Origin of the sequence: Gottfriedia acidiceleris, from assembly GCF_004138285.1 — a bacterium.
Classification (GTDB): Bacteria; Bacillota; Bacilli; order Bacillales; family Bacillaceae_G; genus Gottfriedia; species Gottfriedia acidiceleris_A.
The window spans coordinates 193,837-220,032 of the sequence record NZ_SCFN01000001.1 but is presented as its reverse complement, the minus strand read 5'-3'; the positions used below and the strand labels follow the sequence as shown (position 1 = coordinate 220,032).

The 26,196-nt window shown below is 32.9% G+C and carries 29 protein-coding genes and 1 other annotated feature; of the genes, 4 read left to right on the top strand and 25 right to left on the bottom strand.

Annotated features, from left to right (window positions below):
- Positions 1 to 11 precede the first annotated feature (11 nt).
- Positions 12 to 401 carry a fluoride efflux transporter CrcB gene (gene crcB / locus EP747_RS01055; RefSeq protein ID WP_129688130.1) on the top strand — a complete coding sequence of 130 codons (390 nt, stop codon included), beginning with the start codon at positions 12 to 14 and terminating at the stop codon, positions 399 to 401.
- Positions 398 to 757: a fluoride efflux transporter CrcB gene (gene crcB, locus EP747_RS01050; protein WP_129688129.1), complete on the top strand. Its 360-nt coding sequence runs from the start codon at positions 398 to 400 to the stop codon at positions 755 to 757. The genes crcB (EP747_RS01055) and crcB (EP747_RS01050) overlap by 4 nt, the downstream gene beginning before the upstream one ends.
- A 60-nt stretch (positions 758 to 817) precedes the next feature.
- Here the strand turns inward: crcB (EP747_RS01050) and EP747_RS01045 are convergent, their stop codons facing one another.
- Entirely contained in the window at positions 818 to 1,270 is a 453-nt protein-coding gene (locus EP747_RS01045) for an SRPBCC family protein (RefSeq protein ID WP_129688128.1), read from the bottom strand.
- A gap of 182 nt (positions 1,271 to 1,452) precedes the next feature.
- Here EP747_RS01045 and EP747_RS01040 point away from each other — a divergent pair, with 182 nt between their 5' ends.
- A complete protein-coding gene (locus EP747_RS01040; RefSeq protein ID WP_129688127.1) occupies positions 1,453 to 1,998 on the top strand; it encodes a GNAT family N-acetyltransferase in 546 nt (181 codons plus the stop codon).
- 69 nt (positions 1,999 to 2,067) lie between these two features.
- On the opposite strand, the gene EP747_RS01035 is transcribed toward EP747_RS01040, so the two are convergent.
- The 3 genes from EP747_RS01035 to EP747_RS01025 form a co-directional block, all read right to left on the bottom strand.
- Positions 2,068 to 3,300, bottom strand: a complete 1,233-nt coding sequence (locus tag EP747_RS01035; protein ID WP_129688126.1) for an aminopeptidase — start codon at positions 3,298 to 3,300, stop codon at positions 2,068 to 2,070.
- A gap of 217 nt (positions 3,301 to 3,517) precedes the next feature.
- Entirely contained in the window at positions 3,518 to 4,618 is a 1,101-nt protein-coding gene (locus EP747_RS01030) for a prephenate dehydrogenase (RefSeq protein WP_129688125.1), read from the bottom strand.
- 36 nt (positions 4,619 to 4,654) lie between these two features.
- On the bottom strand, positions 4,655 to 5,737 hold the full coding sequence (locus tag EP747_RS01025; RefSeq protein WP_129688124.1) for a bifunctional 3-deoxy-7-phosphoheptulonate synthase/chorismate mutase: 1,083 nt from the start codon (positions 5,735 to 5,737) through the stop codon (positions 4,655 to 4,657).
- Between the two features lie 104 nt (positions 5,738 to 5,841).
- Positions 5,842 to 6,068, bottom strand: a binding site (T-box leader).
- A 257-nt stretch (positions 6,069 to 6,325) separates the two neighbouring features.
- Here EP747_RS01025 and sigK point away from each other — a divergent pair.
- Positions 6,326 to 7,045: an RNA polymerase sporulation sigma factor SigK gene (gene sigK, locus EP747_RS01020; RefSeq protein ID WP_069035122.1), complete on the top strand. Its 720-nt coding sequence runs from the start codon at positions 6,326 to 6,328 to the stop codon at positions 7,043 to 7,045.
- Between the two features lie 73 nt (positions 7,046 to 7,118).
- On the opposite strand, the gene EP747_RS01015 is transcribed toward sigK, so the two are convergent.
- The 21 genes from EP747_RS01015 to EP747_RS00915 form a co-directional block, all read right to left on the bottom strand.
- Positions 7,119 to 7,352, bottom strand: a complete 234-nt coding sequence (locus tag EP747_RS01015; RefSeq protein WP_165346760.1) for a YrhC family protein — start codon at positions 7,350 to 7,352, stop codon at positions 7,119 to 7,121.
- A 267-nt stretch (positions 7,353 to 7,619) separates the two neighbouring features.
- Complete coding sequence (locus tag EP747_RS01010) at positions 7,620 to 8,264, bottom strand: TetR/AcrR family transcriptional regulator (RefSeq protein ID WP_129688122.1); 645 nt, start codon at positions 8,262 to 8,264, stop codon at positions 7,620 to 7,622.
- 3 nt (positions 8,265 to 8,267) lie between these two features.
- Positions 8,268 to 9,284, bottom strand: coding sequence for an ABC transporter permease (locus tag EP747_RS01005; protein WP_129688121.1), 1,017 nt, complete (start codon positions 9,282 to 9,284; stop codon positions 8,268 to 8,270).
- Positions 9,281 to 10,000, bottom strand: a complete 720-nt coding sequence (locus EP747_RS01000; RefSeq protein WP_129688120.1) for an ABC transporter ATP-binding protein — start codon at positions 9,998 to 10,000, stop codon at positions 9,281 to 9,283. The genes EP747_RS01005 and EP747_RS01000 overlap by 4 nt, the downstream gene beginning before the upstream one ends.
- Positions 10,001 to 10,174: 174 nt before the next feature.
- Positions 10,175 to 10,867: a 5'-methylthioadenosine/S-adenosylhomocysteine nucleosidase gene (mtnN, locus tag EP747_RS00995; protein ID WP_097979014.1), complete on the bottom strand. Its 693-nt coding sequence runs from the start codon at positions 10,865 to 10,867 to the stop codon at positions 10,175 to 10,177.
- A gap of 210 nt (positions 10,868 to 11,077) precedes the next feature.
- Positions 11,078 to 11,674 (bottom strand): YrrS family protein, encoded by a 597-nt coding sequence (locus EP747_RS00990; RefSeq protein ID WP_129688119.1) that lies wholly within the window; start codon positions 11,672 to 11,674, stop codon positions 11,078 to 11,080.
- A gap of 67 nt (positions 11,675 to 11,741) precedes the next feature.
- Positions 11,742 to 13,502, bottom strand: coding sequence for a peptidoglycan D,D-transpeptidase FtsI family protein (locus EP747_RS00985; protein ID WP_129688118.1), 1,761 nt, complete (start codon positions 13,500 to 13,502; stop codon positions 11,742 to 11,744).
- A 73-nt stretch (positions 13,503 to 13,575) separates the two neighbouring features.
- Positions 13,576 to 14,052, bottom strand: coding sequence for a transcription elongation factor GreA (gene greA / locus EP747_RS00980; protein ID WP_097979017.1), 477 nt, complete (start codon positions 14,050 to 14,052; stop codon positions 13,576 to 13,578).
- A gap of 211 nt (positions 14,053 to 14,263) precedes the next feature.
- Entirely contained in the window at positions 14,264 to 14,899 is a 636-nt protein-coding gene (udk, locus tag EP747_RS00975) for a uridine kinase (protein ID WP_129688117.1), read from the bottom strand.
- Positions 14,900 to 14,919: 20 nt separating this feature from the next.
- The gene (locus EP747_RS00970; protein WP_129688116.1) at positions 14,920 to 16,197 is read right to left on the bottom strand and encodes a peptidase U32 family protein; all 1,278 of its coding nucleotides are present in this window, start codon (positions 16,195 to 16,197) and stop codon (positions 14,920 to 14,922) included.
- Between the two features lie 113 nt (positions 16,198 to 16,310).
- Positions 16,311 to 17,243, bottom strand: a complete 933-nt coding sequence (locus tag EP747_RS00965; protein WP_129688115.1) for a peptidase U32 family protein — start codon at positions 17,241 to 17,243, stop codon at positions 16,311 to 16,313.
- A complete protein-coding gene (locus EP747_RS00960) occupies positions 17,236 to 17,895 on the bottom strand; it encodes an O-methyltransferase (RefSeq protein ID WP_129688114.1) in 660 nt (219 codons plus the stop codon). Before EP747_RS00960 ends, EP747_RS00965 begins: the two co-directional genes overlap by 8 nt.
- A 234-nt stretch (positions 17,896 to 18,129) precedes the next feature.
- Positions 18,130 to 19,164, bottom strand: coding sequence for an endolytic transglycosylase MltG (mltG, locus tag EP747_RS00955; protein WP_129688818.1), 1,035 nt, complete (start codon positions 19,162 to 19,164; stop codon positions 18,130 to 18,132).
- 181 nt (positions 19,165 to 19,345) lie between these two features.
- Positions 19,346 to 19,636: a DUF1292 domain-containing protein gene (locus EP747_RS00950; RefSeq protein WP_056472710.1), complete on the bottom strand. Its 291-nt coding sequence runs from the start codon at positions 19,634 to 19,636 to the stop codon at positions 19,346 to 19,348.
- A gap of 122 nt (positions 19,637 to 19,758) precedes the next feature.
- The gene (gene ruvX, locus EP747_RS00945; protein WP_129688113.1) at positions 19,759 to 20,175 is read right to left on the bottom strand and encodes a Holliday junction resolvase RuvX; all 417 of its coding nucleotides are present in this window, start codon (positions 20,173 to 20,175) and stop codon (positions 19,759 to 19,761) included.
- Between the two features lie 3 nt (positions 20,176 to 20,178).
- Positions 20,179 to 20,445: an IreB family regulatory phosphoprotein gene (locus tag EP747_RS00940; RefSeq protein ID WP_056472706.1), complete on the bottom strand. Its 267-nt coding sequence runs from the start codon at positions 20,443 to 20,445 to the stop codon at positions 20,179 to 20,181.
- A gap of 114 nt (positions 20,446 to 20,559) precedes the next feature.
- Complete coding sequence (gene alaS, locus EP747_RS00935; protein WP_129688112.1) at positions 20,560 to 23,211, bottom strand: alanine--tRNA ligase; 2,652 nt, start codon at positions 23,209 to 23,211, stop codon at positions 20,560 to 20,562.
- 357 nt (positions 23,212 to 23,568) lie between these two features.
- On the bottom strand, positions 23,569 to 24,636 hold the full coding sequence (locus EP747_RS00930) for an AI-2E family transporter (protein WP_129688111.1): 1,068 nt from the start codon (positions 24,634 to 24,636) through the stop codon (positions 23,569 to 23,571).
- 40 nt (positions 24,637 to 24,676) lie between these two features.
- Positions 24,677 to 25,231: a GNAT family N-acetyltransferase gene (locus EP747_RS00925; RefSeq protein ID WP_129688110.1), complete on the bottom strand. Its 555-nt coding sequence runs from the start codon at positions 25,229 to 25,231 to the stop codon at positions 24,677 to 24,679.
- Between the two features lie 580 nt (positions 25,232 to 25,811).
- On the bottom strand, positions 25,812 to 25,946 hold the full coding sequence (locus tag EP747_RS00920; protein WP_129688109.1) for a DUF3918 family protein: 135 nt from the start codon (positions 25,944 to 25,946) through the stop codon (positions 25,812 to 25,814).
- A 13-nt stretch (positions 25,947 to 25,959) separates the two neighbouring features.
- Positions 25,960 to 26,148: a hypothetical protein gene (locus EP747_RS00915; RefSeq protein WP_069035137.1), complete on the bottom strand. Its 189-nt coding sequence runs from the start codon at positions 26,146 to 26,148 to the stop codon at positions 25,960 to 25,962.
- Positions 26,149 to 26,196: the final 48 nt, after the last annotated feature.

Here is a 26,196-nt window from a genome sequence, read left to right as displayed (position 1 = left end):
TGAGGTGTATTATGAATTATTTATTTATACTAATCGGAGGATTTTTTGGCGCAATTCTTCGTTACATAATAAGTCTATCAATCCATCCACTTTCAAATGGATTTCCAATTCAAACATTTTTAATTAATATCATTGGATGCTTCTTTTTAGGTTTCTTTTTACCGATGGCTAAAGTTAAATTAAAACCTGAATATACTTTACTAATCGGAACAGGATTTACTGGAGCATTCACTACATTCTCTACTTTTTCACTTGAAAATGTAGCTCTGATAGATGAAAAAAAATTACTAGTAAGTTTAGTCTATATCATCTCAAGTTTAGTTATAGGAATAGGTTTGGCGTATCTTGGTTTTAAAGTGGCTGAGAAATTCAATAAAGTAAAAGGAGAAACCTCATCATGATTGTTATTGTTGGAATAGGTGGGGGAATCGGAGCAATTTTTCGCTATGCCCTTGGAAACTATGTTAATAAAAGAATTAAAACAAATTTTCCTTTTGGAACCTTCGTTATAAACATACTCGGATCGTTTATTTTAGGTTTAATAAACCATTTATATCTCGATAAATCCATTTCTACTACAATGTGGCTGTTTGTTGGAGTAGGAATATTAGGTGGGTTTACAACCTTTTCTACATTTGGTTACGAATCGATTCAATTATTACTTGCAAAAAAGTATAAAACTGCGTTATCTTATATCATTTTATCTACTATTATTAGTATTTGTAGTGCATATGTCGGTTTTCATATTTTTAGATAAACGGATAAAATGGAATGTAAAAAACCTCTGATCCCAGAGGTTTTTTTATTTTTTTCAATTTTACCAACCAAAATCTAATGTTTTACCGGTCTCTGCATATGTTTTTACATTACTTAAAATCATTGGCCAGGTAGATTTCGTATTTTCATATGAAGGGTGATTTTCTGGCCATTCGTCGTTAACTAGTGTTAATTTTGTGCATTCACCAATCTCTTCAAGTGTAAGTGTAATTCTAGTTTCTAATTCAGCATGATTTTCGCGGTAAACTGGGCCAGGATGTTCTGTATAACTCATCATTTTGTGAGGCTCAAATGCTAGGATTTCACCATAAACATGCACTGTATGGTCTCCTGCTTCTCCTGGTCCAATATATTCATATTGTGCTCCAACTTCAAATGTTGATTTTAAAATGCAACCAAAAAAGATAGCCTTAGTTCCTTCTGGCGAAACAAATATGTTCCACACTTTTTCTGGTTTTGCTCCAATAAAAAACTCATACTTAAGATTTTCCATTTTCTCATCCTCCATTTGTTTTATGTGTAGAATGATGAATTGATTCTGGATGACACTTCCATTATATACCAAAAACGGTTCAACTTATTATTTTCATTTGTTTTCAAGAACTTATATATTAAAATTAAATCGTACGAAATTTATTTAAAGCTAAAAAATCAATTATAATGAGGGGTGACAAGATGAATTTAACTTATGAAGTGATTGACGAGGATCAAATTGAACTATGTAGAGATTTATGTAATGAATTAATGACTTTTCAGAAGGCAAAAGCGAAGATAAAACCAGAGTTGTTTGATAGTATGAATTTCGATACACGTATGGTTCCTTCAGTAAAAAAAGCTATACATAATTATATTGTTATCGTGAAAGATGAAGATCAAATCGTTGGTTACGTTTATTCAAATATTTCTCCAAAAGAAGTATACTCAAGTGAATTTGCAACTTTTTTTGACCTTTCATCAGTCCATAAAAAGAATGTTGGATGTTTATCTCAATTTTACATAAAAGAAGAATATAGAAAATACGGAGTAGGCTCTGTACTATTTAAAATGTCAATGAACTGGCTTAAACAATTTGATGATGTAGAGGATTATTTTATCTATGTTTCAAATGGAAATGAAGACGCTCTAGAATTTTATAAACGTAAGGGATTCTCTGTTAGTCATGCAATATTAGATGGTTTTATAACGGTTTTAAGAAGTAACGATCAATTTCAAACAATTTAAAAAAAAGTATAAAATAAAGGGGTGTCTGGAAAATATCTTTCCGAGACACCCCTTCTATTTTATTTACTATTAAAATGCCCAGTTACCATTTCTCATGATTGGTTCAACTGTACCATCTTCTTTAATTCCATCGATGTTTAATTCCGCTGATCCGATCATGAAATCAACGTGAGTTAAACTTTGGTTGATTCCTAATTTCTCTTGCTCTTCTGAAGGTAATTTTTCTCCATCCTTCATATTGTTTGGATATGCTTTACCTAATGCTAAGTGGCAAGAAGCATTTTCATCATATAATGTGTTGAAGAAAATTAAACCTGTATTTGAAATTGGTGAATCATGTGGTACTAATGCTACTTCACCTAAACGGCGTGCGCCTTCATCAGTATCTAATAAGTGTTGTAAAGTATCATAGCCTTTTTCAGCTGTGAAATCGACAACTTTACCATCTTTAAATGTTAATGAGAAGTTCTCAATTAAATTTCCACCGTAATTTAATGGTAAAGTCGCTTTAACAGTACCATTTACACCATGGCTATGTGGCATAGAGAAAACTTCTTCAGTTGGAATATTAGGATTAAACCATTTTCCATCTTCACTGTTCGCTCCGCCACCTTTCCATACATGATTATCTACTAAATCTAGTTTCAAATCAGTACCAGGTGCTGTGTAGTGTAATGTTTTGTAACGTTTGTCATTTAATTGAACAACTTTTTCTTGTAAGAAATCGTTATGTTTAACCCAAGCTTCAACTGGATTTTCATTGTCTACTCGGCAAATTTTAAATACTGAGTCCCAAAGTAATTCCATCGCTTTATCAATAGATTCATTTGGATAAACTTTTTCAGCCCATTCAACACATGGAATAGCAACGATTGACCAACGAATTCGGTCAGCCATCATGTATTCACGATAATTATGTAGTGCTTTGCTAGCTGTTTTATTAAAAGTTGCAATACGTTTTGGATCAATACCTTTTAATAATTCTGGATTTGGTGAGATTACTGATAAAACAGCACCCCCATTTTCAGCTAATTCTTCCATAGCTGTTACTTTCCAGCCTGGGAATTCTCCAAAAACTTCTTCAGGAGCTAGTTCATATTTAGTACGAGTAATTACATCATCATTCCAATCGATGTTTACATTTTTAGCTCCAGCTTCGTAAGCGAATTTTACAACTTTACGAACGAATTCTACAGCTCCGATTGGTGCATTTATTTGTAATGTTTGTCCTGGTACGATATTAATACCACTTTTTACCGCAAGTTCAGCATATTTTTCTAATGATTTTTCAAACTGAGACATTGATATCCCTCCATGTTTAACGATTTAAAAACCTAACCTACTAAATTATAATATAAAGTTCAGAAAATTGGTACATAAAAGAGACTGACTATTCATTTTTATTTGAAATGTCAGAGAGGCTTGGCAAACTAGCGGAGAACTTGATCTCGTTGCTCTATTTAACTCAAAAAAAGCACCATCAAAAGTGCTTTTAATGTGTAAATAAGTCTGAAATTTTTTATGAAACAATATACGTCTCATAACCATTAACATTTAAGAATTTTTCAGCTTTCTCTCTGTCATTTTCTGTTTGAAGGCTTATTCTTAGTACACCTGGTAATCCTTCACGTGATTCAATTATCCGTAGATTCGTAATGCTTACTTGGTGAATCGATAAGATTGTCGTGATGTTAGCAAGCTCACCGACTCGATCTAAAACGTCTACATACAAATCAAAATAACTTGGGATGGCACCATTAGCTTTTGCTGGCATATTGTCTCTAAAATCTTTTGATTCCTTGAAATAATGAAAGATATCTTCTTTATCCTGGCTTTCAACAAGCTGATACATTTGTTTCATATCATCAATCCAATTCGAAATTAATGAAAGTAATGTATCCTTATTTTGAATCACAATGTCAGTCCACATTTTTGGGCTGCTTGATGCAATCCTAGTAATATCTCTAAACCCTCCGGCAGCTAGGGCTGTTACTAAAGGCTCATTCTTCGAGTAAGATTTAACTTGCTTAACAAGATTAGAAGCAATTAGGTGTGGAAAATGGCTTACCACTCCAGTGATTTGATCATGTGTTTCTTCATCAATTACAACAAAATGTGAACCTGTTCCTTTAAGCCATTCTTTTAATTCATCAATTTGATCAATTTGAGTATTTTCACTTGGTGTCAAAATAAAATATGCATTTTCAAATAAATGAACTTTTGCACTCTCGATGCCAGTTTTATGCGAGCCTGCCATTGGATGACCTCCAATAAAGCAATATCCTTTATCTGTAAGAGTCTTCGAATGCCTCATAATTTCACTTTTCGTACTACCTACATCAGTTAATATGACATCATTCTTTAGTTCATATTCACTTAAAATATGTATATATTTTATTGACTCCTCTACAGGACAAGAAAAAATGATTAGATGAGCTTTCTCGGCACAGTCTTTAAGCTGTACCGAGATTTCATCTAAAACTTGAATTCTTTTACCAATTTCAAGTTGTTTTTCATTTATATCATATCCAATTATATTTACATCATGAACTTTTTTTATTGCCAAGGCAATTGAGCCTCCGATTAATCCTGTTCCAATTAAAAGGACGTTCTTTTTCAAGGCATTCACCGCCTATCCTTCATTAAGTAATATTATTTATGATTGAAGTTTTGCACGGAAGTCTTTTAACTCAAACATAAATTCTTCAAATTGTGGGATATTCATTTGTTGAGCTGAATCTGATAAAGCAACTGCTGGATCAGGATGTACTTCAGCCATTACTGCATCCGCTCCAATTGCTAGAGCTGCTTTTGCTGCCGGTAATAGTAAGTCTTTGCGGCCGGTAGAGTGTGTAACATCGACTACAACTGGTAAATGTGTTTCTTTCTTTAGAATGGGTACAGCTGAGATATCTAATGTATTTCGTGTAGCTTTCTCATACGTACGAATTCCTCTTTCACATAGGATAATTTGGTCATTCCCTTGCGAAATAATGTACTCTGCTGCATTAATAAATTCTTCAATTGTTGCTGAAAGTCCACGTTTTAATAAAACAGGTTTATTTACTTGACCAACTGTTTTAAGTAAATCAAAGTTTTGCATATTACGTGCACCGATTTGAATAACATCAACATATTCTAAAGCTCTTTCAACATCATTTGGATTTAGTATTTCACTAATAACAGCTAAATCAAACTCATTTGCAACTTCTCTTAAAATTTGTAGTCCTTCGTATCCAAGTCCTTGGAAATCATATGGAGAAGTTCTAGGTTTAAATGCACCGCCTCGCATCATTGATAAACCTTGTTGTTTCATTGCTTGTGCTACTGCACGTACTTGTTCATAGCTTTCAACTGCACATGGCCCCATAATAAATGATTGAGAGCCGTCACCAAGGATTTCATTTTTTACTCTTACGATTGTGTTGTCAGGCTTTTTCTTTCTTGATACTAAAAGAGCTTTTCTATGATCATCCTCTTGTAACTCTAGGCTCGCTTGGAAGATCGTCTTGAAAATATGTTGTAAAGTTGAAGTTTCAAAAGGGCCCTCATTCACATTTGCAATCATATCTAAAACTTCACGCTCACGAACTGGATCAAAACGCTTGATACCGTGTTTAATCTTTTGTTGACCAATTTCTTGAACAACTTTTCCACGCTCGTTTAATAATTCAACGATTTTTAAATTAATCTCATCAACCTTATCACGTAATTGCGCTAACTCATTGTTTGTACTCATTTCTTTTTCCTCCTCAAAATTTAAAATTAATATTCCAATACTACTTCTTTCATCAAAAAGTAAGTATGTAAAAAATGAAAACAAAAAGTCCCTACTGAATAAACAGTAGGGACGAATTAATTAATCGCGGTACCACCCTAGTTGTGAACAAAAAATCTGTTCACCACCTTCATTTTGTTAACGATCAAAATGACCGTTTCTATTTTCATTAAATGAAATAGAAATTGCTCCAAGAATGTAATTCAGCATACCTTATGTACTGACTCGCAGCCTTCGTCAGCTCTCTTAAACAGGGAAGTTATGCCTACTGTGCCCTTATCAACACAATATATTTAATTGTCAAAAGATTCATTAAAAAAGTTATTAATGAGGATTATAAAGCACTTTTAAATAGGCTGTCAATGCATTTTTTTCTAGAATATGTAACGATTTTAAAAAAGATACATCATTATTGGAATGGTAGCGCTTACTATTTTCAACATTTTTTTTACATTGCTTACATTTTTTTTATGGTACAGACACACAGAATTTGTACATTACATAAATATATAAATAACAACTAACCTTACCTTCCTTAGGAGTGATTATATGCCTGGTTTATTTACCGCCTTAAGTCTTTTCTTAAAAGAAGTGTTTGTGTTTGTTTCATATGTTAAAAATAATGCCTTCCCTCAACCTCTTTCACAAGCCGAAGAAACGCTCTATTTAAATCGTATGGCAAATGGAGATGGTGAAGCACGTAATTTATTAATTGAACATAATTTAAGACTCGTTGCTCACATCGTCAAAAAATTTGAAAATACCGGAGAAGATGCTGAAGATTTAATTTCGATTGGAACAATAGGTTTAATAAAGGCAATTGAGAGCTTTGTTCAAGGTAAAGGAACAAAATTAGCCACATATGCTGCTAGATGTATTGAAAACGAAATACTTATGCATTTACGTGCTCTAAAGAAAACAAAAAAAGATGTCTCCCTTCATGATCCGATAGGCCAAGATAAAGAAGGCAATGAAATTTCACTATTAGACATATTAAAAACTGAGACAGAAGATGTAGTTGATCAAATTCAACTTAATATGGAATTAGAAAAAATCAAGCAATATATTAAGATTCTAGACGACCGAGAAAAGGATGTAATTATTCAACGGTTTGGTATTGATATGGATAAAGAACTAACTCAACGTGAAATCGCAAAGAAATTAGGAATCTCAAGAAGTTATGTTTCGAGAATTGAAAAACGTGCTTTAATGAAAATGTACCACGAGTTTTTAAGAGCTGAAAAAGAAAAGAAAAAAGATAAAAAATAAACCACTAAAGATGAATATGACCTCCAATTGTTAGTCAGATCTAACAATTGGAGTGAATTCATTTTTAGTGGTTTTATGCTTGCTCTTCTTTTTGCATTTTGCGTTTAAAATGATTGGATGTCAAAAAGAAACCTAATGCAAAAATTAGCATAGTAAAAACGATACTCTCGACTATTAATATTTTATGTTGGGTTAATCCGTCCTTTGGAAGGAGAGTCCCGATATAGAAAAAAGTAGCCAATGCTGTTGTTATTGCTCCAAATGTTTTAAAATCATTAACCTTCGCCTGTAGCTTTTTTAAATTCACGAATACTACACCTTCCCTTCTTGTTGACTTAATAACTTTAACATACTTTATACAAAAAAAGTGAAGGTAATTAAAGGCAGTATATGTAGAGATTAGTAAGTATAATTTGTCAATAAAATAAGTATTGTCTTGTTGATTTCCACTTTTTGCTTTATTACTAAAACTATATTGCTAAAATATTAACAGTATATATTTCAACACAAAAAAAGAAAGAGATTATTTAAAATCCCTTTCTTCTTTGAACGTTTTCACTATGTCAGCTATTAGTTATTTTAGACCATTTTTAATAAACTCAATCGTACGTTCAATTTCCTGCTCTTCGTTCCAAAAAGGCGTATTTTCTAGTACGATTGAAGAGATAACTAGACCAATTACAGTTGAGATAATTAATCTTAGTACTGTCGGAATCGGTAGTTCTTTTATTTGCCCTTTATCGATAAACGATTGTAATACAATAGCTACTTTAGGGTACATTTTATCTTTAAAGAGTCTTTTTAGCTCTTCTTGCATATCGTCTTGGAATGGAATTTCTTGTATGATTATTTTTACAGCTGCCTTATTTTTCTTTGCAAATTCCATACGATTTTTAATAAGCGCATTAAGAAAATCTTCAAATGTTTCGTATTCTAAATGAAATACTGCTTTAGAAAAACGATCCATTTCAAAAGGAGCAATTGTTTTTACTAATGTCGGCTTGATAATACTTTTTAATAAATCCTTTTTTGTTTTAAAGTAACGAAAAATAGTACCTTCAGCAACATTTGCTTTTTTTGCAATTTCATTGGTAGATGTACTAACAAAACCTTTTTCTGCAAATATTTCAATTGCAGCTTCAAGAATTTTTATTTCTTTTTCATTCATTTCTTGTAATTTTTCTTCTGGAAAAAACTCTTCTAATTTAATTGGTAACACTCCTTAAATTGAACGCTGTTTCTTTAAAGCAACTATATTTAAAGAAATAAATAATATTGAAAATCCAAGTAGGATCAATAATTGATATACAACATCATAAAGTGACTGCCCTTTTATCATAATACCTCTAAGAGCTTCTGCTCCATATGTCAGTGGTAAAATACCCCCGATAAATTTGAACCAATTTGGTAAAAACGCCGTTGAGAAAATACCTGAAAAAAGTATTTGAGGGACAGCAATAACTGGAATAAATTGTACAACTTGAAATTCATTATTTGCATATGCAGATAACAGCATTCCAAGTGTAAGAGCAGTAAGAGATAATAGAATATTAACTACGCAGACTTCCCATGCACTTCCTACATTATACATATCTAATACATTGATTGAAAAGACTGTTATAATGATCGATTGGATTAAAGCAAAAAATCCAAATCCTAAAATATAACCAACTACTATTTCCCATCTTTTGACTGGCGTGACAAGTAATCTTTCAAGTGTTGTTGTTAATCTTTCCCTTACAAATGAAATACCTGATAAGATAAATACAAATAAGAACGAGAAAAATCCAATAAAAATTGGTCCAATTGAATCAAATGATTCCATATTTTTACTACCATAAATTGGGTCCATTACAATTTTAAGATTAGAAGGTGTATTTTCCTTAACTGCAGATTGAATAGCATCCATTACTGCAGTTGTTCTTGCTTTATCTGTCCCTTCAAACTGTACAACTATTTCTCCTGATTTAAACAAGACAGCACCATCAAGATCCATATTTTTCAATTTATTTTCAATGTCTGAAGGATTTACATTTTTTACTTTCGCATAATCTTTCACAATTTGCTCAAATGCTGGAGGGGCATCTACTAGAGCTAAAGTTGGTTTCGTATCATCCTGTTTTAAGATATAAGAAAATAAAAACAATAAAACGATAGGAGCAACAAAAATCATTGCAAGAGATCTTCTATCTTTTAAAAATTGTTTTATTATTCGTTTAGAAATAGCAAAGACTCTCATGAGCTCACCTCGGTATTAAAATATAGGTCTTCGATTTTGCCTGTTTTTGATAGCGAGATTAAATTTTCAGTAGTATCTAAAGCAATTAATTCTCCTTCTCTAATTAATCCGATTCGTTCACATTTTTCAGCTTCTTCCATGATATGGGTAGTAATTATTATCGTAGTACCTTGTTTTTTCATTTCAAAAAATTGATTCCAAATTTGCTTTCTTAGTACTGGATCAATTCCAACTGTTGGTTCATCAAGGATTAGTAATGTAGGTTTATGGAGGATTGAAATTGCAAGAGAAAGTCGTTTTTTCATTCCCCCAGAGTATTGATTAACTTGCTTGTTTAATGAATCCTCTAAACCAACGATTTGAGCTACTTCTTGAATTCTCGACTTAAGTTCTTTACCTTTTAGATTATATAGCGCACCAAAGAAACTTAAATTATCAGCTCCCGTTAAATCGCTATATAAAGCGTCAGATTGTCCCATATAGCCTATTGACGGAAGGACTGTGAAATTAGGCATTTCATTATTGTAAACTAACACTTCTCCTTTTGAGCTTTTATCTATCCCAGCAATCAATTTTATTAAAGTTGTTTTACCAGAACCTGATGGGCCTAAAATACCAAAAATCTCTCCTTCTTGAATGTTCATTGAAATATTTTTTAGCACAGCTCTTTTTCCAAATAAACGGTCAACATTTTGGATTTGAACAACATTGCTCATCTTATTCCTCCGTTCAAGTCTATTTCTTTTATAGTACCCACAATGAGTGAGTACTCACTTTACATCTTTATCTTAATCCACTTTTTATTGCCAGTCAACAAAAAGTGAGTACTCACTCAATTGTATTTGAATAAAAAAAGAAAGATGCCTATAAGACATCTTTCTTTAAAAGATTTATAACGCTTTAATCATTTCCTCAACCATTAATGTTGAATTAACAGCTGCAGTATGAAGGAATTGATCAAATGAAATATTTGATTCCTTACCTGCAATATCTGACAATGCACGTGTTACAACAAATGGTACTTTAAAAGCATAACAAACTTGAGCGATTGCAGCTGCTTCCATCTCTACAGCATACAGATCACCAAATTTCTCTTTTACGAAGTCAACTCTTACTGGATCGTTCATAAATGAATCACCAGTTACGATTAATCCTTCAACAACTTGGATACCATTAATTTTTTCAGCGCATTTTTTAGCGATAGACTTTAATTTGTCATCAGAAGGGAATGCTGCTGGCATACCAGGAACTTGACCATATTCATAATTGAATGCGGTAACGTCTACGTCATGATGACGCACTTCGGTTGAGATAACAACGTCGCCAACATTTAAGTCAGTATGAAGTCCGCCTGCAGATCCTGTGTTAATAACAACATCTGGCTGATATTTTTCTAAAAGAATTGCTGTTGCCATTGCTGCATTAACTTTACCAATTCCAGACTTTAATAAAATTACTTCTTTTCCTTCGTATGTACCTATGTTATATTCTGAACCTGCAACTTCTTCTTTTCTCAGGTTGTCTAATTTATCACGTAATACATGTACTTCTTCTTCCATTGCTCCAATAATAGCTATTTTCATTCTTTAAATTCCCTACTTTCTCTTTCAAACTTTAATCATTTTACCATATAGAGACATATCATTCATCTTTAAGAATGCGTACATCAAAAAACACTTTAAATCTTAAAAAGGAGTATATTGATTTCCCCTACTGTAGCTCGCTTTCAATGTGGTGTAAGCTTACCGTTAGCTCCTGTAGAAACCTAAACTTTTTAGCAATTCCCTGTCGTTTTAATACTTTAACTCTTTTACTTCTTGTACCAAAATAGGGAGCCAGCCTTCTTTTACAACCCAGTGTAAGTATACGACATATTTATAGCTTAGGTCGTTTGTGGCAACGTATACTTTTATACTTTGATGATCGTATGCTTGAGCAATATGCCAAACTGAATAATCTTCTTTTGTTAAAGAAATCGCATTTGATACTGCTTCTTCCATTTCATAAAAGTCCTGAGACTGATGACTATAATGAACTGTGTGAGGCTCAACTTGTCTAGTTTTGTTAGGTGTCCATTCTTTTACAGTCGATTCTATAATATTTTCATTATTTATTGAATCTTTAATAATCTCATTTACTTTTTCACGATATTTCGCTTGATACAAATTCGGTATATCTGTCATTTGCTTTGGTTCTTGAGCTATCGTAGTAATCTTAGCTTTTGCAGTATTAGGCTCTATCTTTTGTTGGTTGATGATTGGTAAAGTTATTTTTATTCCTAAATAAATGATTCCAAAAAGAAGTGGAATAAGTAGTATTCGGTAAAAATAATTTCCTCTTCGTACTCGTCTTAATTTTTGGACCCTTTTGTTTGGTTCAATTGATGACATTGACAAAATCCTCCAAAAACAACTAATTTTTCCCTATTTTAACATAGAGTTAATTAATTAAAAATAGCTATTTTGTGTGGCTTTTATCAAAGTTATATATAGATTTTATTAAACTTGTAACAGTGTCAGAAGTAGATGTAACTTCGTTTGAAACATTTAAACTAACTACTGCGAATGCATATCTTGGCTTATCATATGGAAAATAACCTGCAAACCATTTGTTTTGTTCAACTATTTTACCATCTACTACTTTTGTTTCCGCTGTACCACTTTTCCCTGCTAAAGCGTAAGGCAAACTAGTATATCGATTTCCCGTTCCTTTCGCATCCGTAACTACACCTCGAAGTAACTCTCTTAATTGTTGCATTGAATCTGGAGCTAGGTAATCATCAGCTAATGTCTGTTCTGGGAATTTAAACATTTCTGTACCATTTTTATATACTACAGAATCTACTACTTTTACTTGTTTCGGGCTTCCACCTCTTGCAATGGTAGCCATCATATTAGCTACTGCTAAAGGGGATACTTTCACATCCTGCTGCCCAATGGATGTATTTAAGAGCTTATCGCTTAAATAGTTTCCTACAAAATAAGTTGGTTTCCCTTCATTTTGAAATTGACTAAAATTAGACTCATGATAGACAGGTCCCGTCCATCCTACTGGGCCATCTAAACCTAGCTTTTTAGAATATGTTTGAAACATATCTTTATTTTTTAAAGTTAATTGCTTACCTAATTGGCCAAATGTGTAATTACAACTTTCATAGAAACTTTGTTGAAAAGTTAAATTACCTTTTCGCTTTTTCTCTTCATCTTCGTATTTACCGACTAGATTATTATTACAATTATACATTTGATTTTCTTTAAGAATTCCTTGATCTATTGCGGCAGCCGCTACAACTGTTTTAAAGACGGAACCAGGTGTACTAGCTAATAGTGCATAATTAGTCGCCGTATTATCATTTGAAGAAAATAAATTTTGGAAATTCATATTTGGTCGGCTAACCATTGCTAATAAATTGTTAGTCTTTACGTCAATTAGCACTGCCGCACCTTTTTGAAGTTTAGCTTGGTCAACAGCTTGTTCTAAAATTTGTTGTAAATCTTTATCTAGTGTAGTAGAAAGGGAAACTGGATAAAATGGATTACTAGGTTTCGCATATTTTACTTCATTTCCAAACATCGGTTTACCTAAATTATCTACGTGAAGCATTAAATTAGATGTGCCATCAGATTTTAAGAAATCTTCAAACTGAGCTTCTAAACCAATTACCCCAAATTCTTTAGGCTTATAATCTCGATCACTTTCATACTGTTTTTCATATTGTTCTTTATTTTCTCTAGCTATTCCAATTAGGTGTTCTGCCAATTGCTTATCGTCTTTGTCTTGAGACAACATTGAAATTAATCCAGAAACATGTAAATTATTTATTTCATCAATTTTTTCAGATGTTAGTGTTTTTGTCATTCCTTCTAATGTAAAAGGTTCTTTTTTACCATTAAACTGATTTTTAATTTTAGCAACCGGTACTCCTGTAATCGACGATAATTTTTCAATCGGCCAATCGATTGTTTTTAAAAATGGAAATAAAATAACTTTTGGAGTATAAGCTGCACTTAATAATTTTCCATTTCGGTCAAGTATTTTTCCACGTCCATTATCAATCCGAAACTGAAATGTTCTTTGAGCAACACTGCGTTCGATTAAATTTACCTTTTGTGGGCCAAAATTCTTTTGATGAAGTACACTAATATCTAAACATCTGTATACGATTAAAGAAAATAGTAACGAAATTATAATTAATATGGCTTTTATCCGTCTATGCATATAAAAAACACCTCATCTACAGTGTAGACGGGGTGTTCTTTTTTCAAACAATTAAATTGTTAAACAAATCAAATTATTTAACAGCAATAATTCTTACTTGCATATCTCCACCTGGAGTATTAACTGTTACTTCTTCACCAACAGTTTTGCCTAATAAGCTTTTTGCGATTGGAGAATCATTTGAAATTTTACCTTCAAATGGATCAGCCTCAGCACTACCTACAATTGTGTAAGTTTCTTCGTCACCAGCTGGTAATTCTAAGAAAGTTACAGATTTACCTAAAGTTACTGTATCTGATGCATCATTATTTTCAGTAATAATTTCAGCATTACGGATCATATTTTCTAAAGTTGTAATACGACCTTCAACAAATGCTTGTTCATCTTTTGCCGCATCGTATTCAGAGTTCTCTGAAAGGTCACCAAAGCTACGAGCAATTTTAATACGCTCTACTACTTCAGCACGCTTTACTGTTTTTAAATTTTCTAATTCTTGTTCTAATTTTTGTTTCCCAGCTAAAGTCATAGGGAATTTTTTTTCGTTAGCCATTTTGTACACTCCTTTTAGTATCCACCGTTTCTTTTATGTAGAACTTCTAAATATATGTTTATACAATGTAGTTGTACAAACAGTGTATGAGAATAATTAATGAAACATTCAACTTATGAAAACGCATTCTTTTATATAGAAAGATGAAGAAGTGGGTGCTTCTCCATCTTTCCAAAATTATTTTTAGGAATTATTCTCTCATATGAACGTATTATAATACACTTACTCTTTCAAGTATAGTCTGAATTTTTGTAGCCATTAAATCAATAGCCACAAAGTTCTGACCGCCTTCTGGTATGATAATATCTGCGAATTTCTTAGATGGTTCACAGAATTGATTATGCATAGGGCGTACAACATTTACATATTGATCTACCACAGAATCGACTGTTCTTCCACGTTCTTTTATATCTCGTTGTATTCGACGAAGTATTCGTAAGTCAGCATCCGTATCTACAAATATCTTTATATCCATTAAGTCACGTAAACGCTCGTCTTCTAACACTAGAATACCTTCTAAAATAATTACTTCTTTTGGCTCTACAGGGATTGTTTCTGAAGATCTTGTATGAATTGTATAGTCATATACAGGTTTTTCAATTGCTTTATATTGCAATAAATCGTTTATATGCTCAATAAACAAATCATTATCAAATGCTAATGGATGGTCATAATTTGTTTTCAATCTTTCTTCCATTGGTAAATGCGTTTGATCTCTATAATAAGAATCTTGCTGAATCATTAAAATTGAATGACCTTTAAATTGATCATAAATTGCTTTTGTTACAGAAGTTTTACCAGAGCCAGTCCCTCCAGCAATTCCAATTACAATGGGCTTATTCCCCATACTTCAATCCCTCTTTCTTATCAAACTAACTTTTTTCTCATCATGTTGTAAGGATAAACTTTTTGATCCACTTTAATTTTTACAATTTCTAATGGATGTCTTGCAGCGTCTACTTCTGTTCCATCTTCATTAACAATTACACCAACTGTTTGTTTGAAGTTTTCAATTTCAGGTCCAAAGAATTCAATTTGGTCACCTGGTTTGAAGTAGTTACGCTGTTGGATTGTTGCGATACCTGTTTGCTCATCATAGTCTAATACAAGACCTGCAAAATCATACGTTGTTTTTTTGCTATGATTTCCATACATTTGCTCTTTCATTCCTGGGAATCCTTCAAAGAACGAAGAAGCAGTGTCACGATTAGCACATTTATCTAGTTCTTCAACCCATTCTTCTTTAAATTCAAAGTTTTCTGGGTCAGCACAATATGCATCAATTAATTTACGGTAAACAGATACAACTGTTGCTACGTAATGAATTGATTTCATACGTCCTTCAATTTTTAAACTATCTACACCCATTTCAATAAATTTAGGAATTGAACGTAATAAATTTAAATCTTTAGGGCTCATTGCAAATGGTGCATCTTCTTCCGCAAATAAAGCATTTTCTGAAGCATCCGGATTTTGTGACTCAGTTTGAACTAAATCGTAATCCCAACGACATGATTGACAGCATCCACCACGGTTTGAATCACGTGCAGTCATATGATTACTCAAAGTACAACGGCCAGAATAAGCAATACACATTGCTCCATGAATAAATGTTTCAATTTCAACGTCTACTTTTTCTTTGATTTCTTTAATTTCTTCATAGCTCGTCTCACGTGCTAATACTAATCGATGTAATCCTTCTTCTTTCCAGTACTGTGCAGCACGATAATTTGATAAAGATTGTTGTGTACTTAAATGTACCTCTAATTTAGGAGCAGCCTCTTTACATGTTTCAATAATATATGGGTCAGCTACAATAATACCCGTAACTCCTGCAGCTTCAATTCCTTGTAAATACTCAACTAATCCGTCCATGTTTTCGTTATGAGCAAATATATTTGTTGTTACATAAATTTTTGCATTAAATTTGTTTGCAAATTCTACACCTTCAGCCATTTCTTCTAAAGAGAAGTTATCTGCATTCGAACGTAAACCAAACTCTCTACCACCAATAAATACAGCATCTGCGCCATATCTTACTGCAATTTTTAATTTTTCTAAATTACCAGCCGGTGCTAATAGTTCAGGTTTCTTCACGATTACACGTTTGCCATCAACTATTTTATCTAATTGTCCAATTGCCATTATTAATCCTCCTCTTTAATACAGGACTAAGGTCCAGGGCTCTATCATACTGCTTTTTTCCTGCACTAGAATTCCCTGGCTTCCCTGCTTTTCCATCATTAATCTTACATCTATTAATACACCGTTTCTTTAAAGAAGAATCCTGTGTCCAGTGGTCTATTTACAGGCTGGATTGCTTCGATTTTGTCGAAAAGTTCGTCTTTGATTTCTTCGTAAGCTTCACGGTCTTCTACACATAGATCAATAGCTTGTCTGTATAGTTTTGTTACTTCAATGATATATTCTGAAGATTTTAAGACTCCGTCAATTTTGAATGAATCAATACCTGCATCAACTAATTCTTCTAACTCGTTAACAATACAAATATCATTAGGACTCATAATATGCGTTCCATTTTGATCTTCAAAAATTGGATATTTATTATTACGCTCGTGGTCAACTAAGAACATATTTTCTTCATATTTCTTTTGTTGAATGATTTCTAAATTCTTTCCTTGGTATTCAAAATAGTTACCGACAAGTGAACGTTTTGATTGGAACATAGCAGTCATCCCATGTACTTGTACTTCGATTTCTACTTTAGCGTTCTCTTTAATTTCAGCGACAGCTTCAAAGCTTAATTCTCTAGCTAATACCGCACGTTTAGATCCACGTTTACCCCAGTAATTACATGTAAACCAGTTTGTAGCCGTTGTTTCTGTATTCCAATGTAATTGCATACTAGGTGCAATCGCACGTACTGACATAAGAACTGCAGGATCTCCGAATACAATTGCATCCACATTTGCATCTCTTAAAAAAGCAATATAATCTTCAATTTCATCAAGAATTTCATTATGGTAAACGCCATTCATCGCTACATATACTTTTACATTTTTTTTATGTGCAATTTCTACTGCTTTTTTTACAGCTTCACGATTAAATTCGCCCGCTAAGCGTAATCCAAAACGTTGTTCACCAATAATAACTGCGTCTGCACCAGCATCAGCTAATTTATCTATGTCATTTAGGTTAGTTGGCGTAACTAATAACTCAGGCTTAATCATTATTAACTCCCCTTTTCTTACTAATAGCAACTCCATCACCAATTGGTATAATTGTCGAATCATACTTAGGGTGATTCATTAGCCATTCATTGTAATTTTGAATCTTTTTTATTAAAGCTTTCTTTCGTCGATCATCAACAAGATCCGCACTTTCAGCAACTTGGCCTTTAAATAAAACATTATCTGAAATGATAACACCTCTGTCTGATAACAAAGGCTCATATAATTCAAAAAATCGTTTATATTGAGCTTTAGCTGCGTCGATAAAAATAACATCAAATTGTCTGTTTTCAGGCAACTTTTCTTTTAAAAGTAAAGCATCACCTTCTAAAAGTAGAATTCGATTACTATAATCACTTCGCTCAATAAACTCTTTTGCTTTTCGAATTCTCTCTGCATTTCGCTCCATTGTAACAATCTTCACATTTGGAAACTCTTTTGCCATTCGAATACTTGAATAGCCTATTGCACTACCAATTTCAAGAATGGAAGTTGGCTGTATTAAATAAAGTAAACCAAGCATAAATTCCATGCCAGCTTTATCCATTATCGGTACATGATGCTCAAATGCATAAGTTTCCATTTCTTCTATAAAAGGTTCTCTATGTTTATAAAAATTCGCCAAGTATTGACGAACTAAAACGTCATTCATTGCTTATAAAGCCTCCAATAGAAATACAACCTTGTCTTAAAACAAGGTGTAAGTAAAATTTCTGTGTATCTGAATTTTTTTAGACCCGTAATATTCTAACATAAAAAAAAGACCCTTGGCTAGTACCAAGAATGGTTGCAACGCTTTCACTATTTTTTAATTTACAAAATTCCTCAGTAGACTATTTATACTACTGAGGAATTTAATATTTTGTATACAAGTATTTCCAACTTTTTATTTTATATGCTTTTCTTTTTCAGTATTGTGCTCTTCTAACGATTTTGTAAAGATTACTTTACCTGTTTTATCTGCAAGGAAATATAAATAATCTGATTTAGCAGGCTCAAGAGCAGCTACTATACTATCAACCCCAGCACTTGCGATTGGTCCTACTGGTAACCCTTTAACATAGTAAGTATTATAAGGAGATTTAACTTCTAAATCTTTATATAATACGCGTTCTTTATGTTTACCCAGTGCATACAAGACTGTTGGATCCGTTTGTAATGGCATTCCTATTTTTAGTCGATTATAAAATACACTTGAAATTAACTTTCGATCTGTCGTACCAGTGGCTTCTTCCTCAATTAACGAGGCCATTGTTAATGTCTGATGAGGAGTAAGCTTTTGGTTACTCATTTCTTCTTTATATTGGTCTAATATTTTCACTGTTTCAGTTAACATTGGTGTAATAATTTCCTCTAAGCTAGGAGTATAATCCCCGTACATATAAGTTGAAGGATATAAGTACCCTTCTAATGGATAGCGAATTCCAGGTTTAAAAATATCATTCGTTATTAATTGAGGAAACTTTTTTTGTATTCCTTGTATAAATGCTTTATCATTCAACTGTTTTAGTACAGCTGCTTGATCTAATTTAAATTCTTTTGCAATAAGTGCTGCAATTTCGTTTAATTGAGAACCTTCAGGAACCATTAAATCCTTAACAGCAACTTGATATTTACCGCCTACTTGTAAGTGGTTTACAATCGTTGCAACTCCTTGATTTTCGCTAAAATGATAATTCCCTGATTTTAGACTAGCCTTGTTATGCAACTTCACATATAGTTTAAAAATTGATGTATTTTTTATTAAGTTTTTCTTTTTAAAAATTGCTGCAATATTATCAACAGAGCTTCCTTCAGGTATTGTTACTAATTTAATTTGTTTATTTGCTGAATTAACAGGTTTTAACATATATTTATAAGTTGCAAAACCCGCTCCAACTACGACAATACAAGCAATAATTAAATATGTAAAAATAAGCATACCTCTGCTTTTTTTATTTGTATTCTTGTATCCATTTTTATCAAAATCGTTTAATGACAAACTTATCTACCTCCTTTTCCACGTTATAGTATACTACAAATAAGTGCTAAATCGGCAATTTTCTACATAAAAAAATGCTAAACACTTTTATAAGCGCTTAGCATTTTTAAATCCAGAGATATTATTCTCCTTCTTCTTCGTCAAAGAAAGTGTTTAATACTTCTTCAACCATTTCCCACTCTTCGTCAGATTCGATTGGATATAACTCTCCATCTTCACCATCTTCTGCAGGGATGAAGCTAGATGCATGGTAGATTGGGTCTCCATCTTCATCAAACTCTTGTCCAACTGGACTATAAATTACATATGATTTACCATAATCATCTGATTCGAAAGTCATGATAATATTACAAAGAATCTCATTACCTTCCTCATCGATGATTGTAATTTGTCTGTCTTCACCGTGTTCCATTTATATCACCTCTATTATTTTAATCCTTTTATGTATTAGTATAAAAGTGAATAGGTGGAGGGGCCGCCAGGTAAGTTGTACTGTAAATACACTTGTTGTCGGCCAGTCTCCATTCTTCTTTATCACTTTATACTATCTAAGTAGTTTTGTAAAATAACTACTGCTGCCATTTTATCGATTACTTGTTTTCTTTTCTTACGACTTACGTCAGCAGAAATTAGAAAACGTTCGGCAGCCATTGTTGAAAGTCTTTCATCCCATAGTATAACCGGAAGATTGAATTCTTCTTCAATCATTTTTCCAAAACGCGTACAAGCTTCACCGCGTTCTCCAATACTTCCGTTCATATTTTTAGGTAAGCCTACAACTATTCTTTCGATTTCGTAGCTATCGATGATTTCTTTTAGTCGGTCTAGTCCAAATTTCTGACGTTCTTCATCAATTTTGACTGTCTCAATACCTTGAGCTGTCCAACCAAGAGCATCACTTACAGCTACACCAATTGTTTTAGTACCTACATCTAGCCCAAGTGCTCTCATTAATTATTCTCCACGATGTTGTTGTAAGTAAGATTTAACTAATTCCTCAATGATTTCATCACGTTCTAATTTTTTCATCATACTTCTTGCGTCATTGTGACGAGGAATGTATGCAGGATCACCTGATAATAAGTATCCTACTATTTGATTGATTGGATTATAGCCTTTTTCTTGTAACGCGTCATGAACCTTCAACAATACTTCATTAACTCGTATATCTTGACCTTCATCTTGCAAACTAAACTTCATCGTTTTATCAAATGAATCCATACAAAGCACCCCACTTATCCGTTTATTTTTAGCTAATTACATTGTACCATTTTTATTACGCAGTTACGAATCAGCTAAAAATTTTTATATCTGTTATTGTACACGATTTTTGAATTATTTTGAAATCGTGTTCATCCATTTTTCAACAAAAGCAACAGCCTCGTCTAATTTCGAAGGATCCTTACCGCCAGCCTGAGCCATATCTGGACGGCCACCGCCTCCTCCGCCACAAATTGAAGCAGCTTCTTTTATTAGATTTCCTGCATGATATCCTTGACCTACTAAATCTTTTGTGACACCAGCAATTAAGTTTACTTTACCTTCATTAGCAGAACCAAGTAATACAACAACAGAGCCAATTTTATTTTTAAGGTCATCAACCATTGTGCGAAGACTATTCATATCTGCTCCATTTACTTTAGCAGCAACGAATTTTACTCCATTTACTTCTTTCACGTTATTACTAATATTTCCTGCTTCAATATTGCTTAATTTTGAAGAAAGTGACTCATTCTCTTTTTGTACTTGTTTTAAATCTGATTGTAAAGTTTCAATACGAGCAACAACGTCTTTCGTATTTGATTTTAATAGGCTAGCTGCCTCTTTTAGTTGACCAATTTGTTCTTGCATATATTCGTAAGCTGATTTGCCGGTAACTGCTTCAATACGGCGCGTACCAGCTCCAATTCCTGACTCAGAAATTATTTTAAATGTACCGATCGATGCTGTGTTATCAACATGACATCCACCACATAGCTCAAGACTATAATCTCCAACTTGAACTACTCGTACTACATCACCATATTTTTCACCGAATAATGCCATTGCTCCCATTGCTTTTGCTTCAGCAATTGCTTTTTCAGAAATTTGAACTGGTATGCTTTCCCAAATTTTTTCATTCACAATTTTTTCAATTATTTCAAGTTCTTCAGACGTTACTTGACCGAAATGCGAGAAGTCAAAACGTAAGCGTTCTTGGTTTACTAATGAACCAGCTTGATTTACATGAATTCCAAGTACATCCTTTAATGCTTGGTGTAATAAGTGAGTAGCTGTGTGGTTCTTTACAATACTTGAACGGTTAGCTTTATTAATTGTTGATTCAACTTTAGCACCAACTGATAAAGCACCTTCAACAACCTTCACTCGATGTAAATTTTGTCCGTTTGGAGCTTTTTGAACATCAAGCACTTCCACTTTTAAACCAGGAGCCGTTAAAGTTCCACGGTCTGCAATTTGACCTCCACTTTCAGCGTAGAAAGGAGTTACATCAAGAATTAAATGAGCTTCTTCGCCATTTGCTACATCTTCAACTTTTTCTCCGTCTTGTACTAGAACAAGAACTGTCGATTCAACCGAACCTTCGCTATAACCTACAAAAGCTGAGGTTTCCTTGATTTCACGAAGTGCTTCACTTTGTACCTGCATTGAATCAACATCTTGTCTTGCAGAACGAGCACGCTCACGTTGTTTTTCCATTTCAATTTCGAAACCGTCATGATCAACTGTTAATCCTTCTTCTTCTGCATATTCTTCTGTTAATTCAATCGGGAATCCATATGTGTCATAAAGACGGAAAACATCTTCACCTTTAATTACAGTACTTCCTTTAGCTTTTGCATCCTTCATTACATTTGTAAGAAGTGATAATCCTTCATGTAATGTTTCATGGAAACGCTCTTCCTCATTTTTAATTACTTTTTGAATGAACGGTACTTTTTCTTTCACATTTGGATAGTAGCTTTCCATGATTTCTGCAACAACTGGAACAAGTTCAAACATAAATGGACGTTCAATACCTAATTTTTTAGCAAAACGAACAGCACGACGGATTAATCGACGTAATACATATCCGCGACCTTCATTTGAAGGCAGAGCGCCATCTGCAACAGCAAAAGATACCGTACGTATATGGTCAGCAATTACTTTAAAAGCAGTATCTTGATCTAATTGTCCATTTCGATATTTTTGACCAGAAATTGTTTCAACCACATTGATAATTGGCATAAATAAATCAGTGTCAAAGTTTGTGTCTACTTCTTGTAGTACACTTGCCATACGTTCTAAGCCCATTCCAGTATCAATGTTTTTGTTTGGTAATTCAGGGTATTCTTTGCGATCTAAACCATCTTTTGAATTAAATTGAGAGAATACAATATTCCAAATTTCTAAATATCGATCATTTTCTAAATCCTCTTTTAATAATTTAATTCCAATGTTTTCTGGATCATATTTTGTTCCACGATCATAGAAAATCTCTGTACATGGTCCACATGGTCCTTCACCAATTTCCCAGAAGTTACCTTCTAACAAGATAATATGCTCAGGATCTAATCCTAATTTAATCCATAAATCATACGTTTCTTTATCCTCAGGATAGACAGTAACGTATAATTTTTCTTTTTCAAAACCAAACCATTCAGATGAAGTTAAAAGCTCCCAACCCCATGTTACAGCTTCTTCACGGAAATAATCTCCAATTGAGAAATTACCTAACATTTCAAAAAATGTATGGTGACGAGCTGTTTTCCCAACGTTCTCAATATCATTTGTTCGAATTGATTTTTGTGAATTTGTTATCCTTGGATTCTCTGGAATTACTCGACCATCAAAATATTTCTTTAATGTCGCTACACCACTATTAATCCATAATAAAGTTGGATCTTCTACTGGTACTAAAGATGCACTTGGCTCAATAGAGTGTCCTTTTTCTTTAAAGAAGTCTAAGTACATTTGGCGTATTTGAGCAGCAGTTAGCTTTTTCATTATATTAACCTCCATTTAGTAAATTTATAATGTAATAAAAACAAAAAAATCCCGTCCCTAAAACAGGGACGAGATGTACTCGCGATACCACCCTGATTATGAATAGAAAGCCTGTTGCTTAGGCAAAAATGCCTCGAAGTCTATTCATCACCTCAAGAGACCGTAACGTGGTCTGACGCGTCAGTGATTAGCTGCATTCAGGAGTAGCTTTTCTGTCACCCTTCATTAAAGTTTCTTTCAGCCTAGGAAACTTCTCTCTTTTGCATAAGCTTAAATGGTTTAGTGACATACTTGTTCCTTCAAAATTTTGCAAATATAAATTGTATGAAAAAATAGTATCATTGTCAAAAATGAAAGTCAAGTTGAGAGACGTTCTTTTCTATTACTGTAATAGCGAATAACAGAAATGATGACAACTAATACTGGAACGGCAATTAACAAACCTATAAAACCAGCTATTTCACCTGCAACTAATAATGAAAACATTATAATAACTGGATGAGTATGAATTGATTTTCCAATTATAAGCGGAGAAAGGACGTTACCCTCGATCAATTGTAAAATAATTAATGTAATACCTACTCTAATTAATAAACTTGTCCCTTCCGAAGCAGCTAGAAACAGAGTTGGTACAGCTCCAATAACCGGTCCGAAATAAGGAATGATATCTGTTATTCCTATGACCACTCCTAATACTAGAGCATATTTCATTCGAACAATCCATAGAAATATTGTTGCTAATACAAACAGTAAAAAACAAACTAATATTTGACCACGAATATATTTTCCAAATGTATTATTAAGTTCTTTTGCTAAACCTTTTGCTTCATATCGCCATTTGTAAGGGATAATTTTCCAAAACATATTCGATAAGACCTTATAGTCTTTTAAAAAGTAAAAAACGATAAACGGAATGATAAAGAGTGAAATAATATTATTTACTAATTGCTTCATCCATTCACCAGATTTATTCAATAATGATAATCCTGATTTTTCTGCACCATTAATCATTAAATCAATACGATTATGAAGAAAAATTGGCATCCTCGAAGTCTTTCGTTCGATTTTTGATAAAAAATTATCATATAATGCCATAACTTTAGGAAAAGCTCTTAAAATATCTTGCCACTGTTGTTTAAAAATGGGGAGTAGTAAATAAAGCCCTAGTACACACCCTCCAAAAAATAATAAATAGATCAATAAAATCGCAATTACTCGTTTTATCCCTTTTTTATGAATGTATTCAATTGCTGGATGTAACAAATAGGCAATTATTAACCCAATCAAAAATGGAACCATCGATTTTAAAACACCAATTACAATATGTAAATAAACCGGTTTTAAATAATAAAAAACTATTCCAACTAATCCAATTAGCAAAATTAAACATAATCGATATATCCACTTTAACTTTAAACCGTCCATAAAAAAACCTCCATACTGATAATAGTATGGAGAATTTCAATTAAATTATGTGACTTGTTAAATATTTTGCGAAGTCTTCTCTCTTCACAACATTCAATACACATTTGGTTTTTGCCTCTTTTTCAACGATTTTTAGTTCTTTTGGAAATTCCTTCTCTACACCAATTGTCATATAAGCTAATTTCTCTTGTGCACGCCTTGATCTAGTATTTGACTCTTTTGCTCCAGCAAAAACATAGTCCATTTTCAACTCGTTAAAAGCAATTTTTAAAATTTCAATTTTTGAAGCCTCATTATACCCTTGCCCCCAAAATGGAACCCCTATCCAAGTGCCGATATGACAAATTCCATCTCCTCGGTCAATGTGCTTTAAACTAGTTATACCGACAACCTCATCTTGCTCATTCAAAATTATCCGGTTTATTACTTTACCTTCTAATTCCTGCTGAACAATATAGCTAATAAAACCAATTGTATCATCAATATGATCTACTTTTATTCCTAATATATCTTTCACACCTGGATCTGATGATAACCTAAACACCTGCTCTGCATACTTTAAATCATTCTTAACAAGTTTAACTCCCACTCCCATATTTACCATCTCTTTTCCATGTTTTTATAAATGATAAAAGAGCATGGTTATTTTTTCAATGAAAAGTTTTTAGATTTGAAAGCAAGTTGAGAATTGGCAGAAACATTGAACAGCAAAAAAATCCAGGAAAAAACAAAGCACGTGCCTCTGTCATTCTTATTGATAAACAAGTATTTTGGTTTATATATAAATTTTTAACTAACTTGCAAAAATTAAAAATCTCTTCTTTTTTGACGATCTGTAAAGATTTGTAAGTCGTCATCATAAGCTACAATTTGATTAATAAAAGGTCATTCATTAGTTCAATTGACTATTATATTGTTTTTAAGATTATTATTTTTTTATTAAGAAGTTGATTGGAACGAAAGGGTGCTCGACTCCTATGGGATAAGCGGGAAGGCTGAGACCCTACAGGCGACGCCGAGGAGGCTCAGGTCTCGCCCCATGGAAAGCGAGCACCCTGTAGTGGAAATCAATATGACACAACTTTTTTATCAAAGATCAATCCAACAATTTAATTGATTAACTTTTTTTCGACAGTAAAAAAGCACATGCCTTAAAGGCATGTGCGCTTAAAAAATTAAAACATTTTTTTCAATGACTTTCTCATACGCTTCATGTTCTTTGAAGTAAGCCATTTGTTATCGTACATTAACTTCATCGCAAGTGCACCTGCACCTAAACCTAAACCTAATAAAGAGCTTTTTCTAGCCATCAATTACCCACTCCTACATACTAAGTTTTCGATCCTCTTCGTCAAATAAATCATCTAACGAACTTAACGTACCATCTTCTTCAACTTGGTGGGTATAAATTATGCCTTTATTAATTGTTAGTTCAATATAACATCCCCAACAATAATATTGATTTACACCTATTTTCCCTAAGTCTTTACTATGACAATTTGGACAAATCACAACGCTCGCTCCCTTAGCCTAAAAAAGGCAATGTTTCTAAGCATTGTG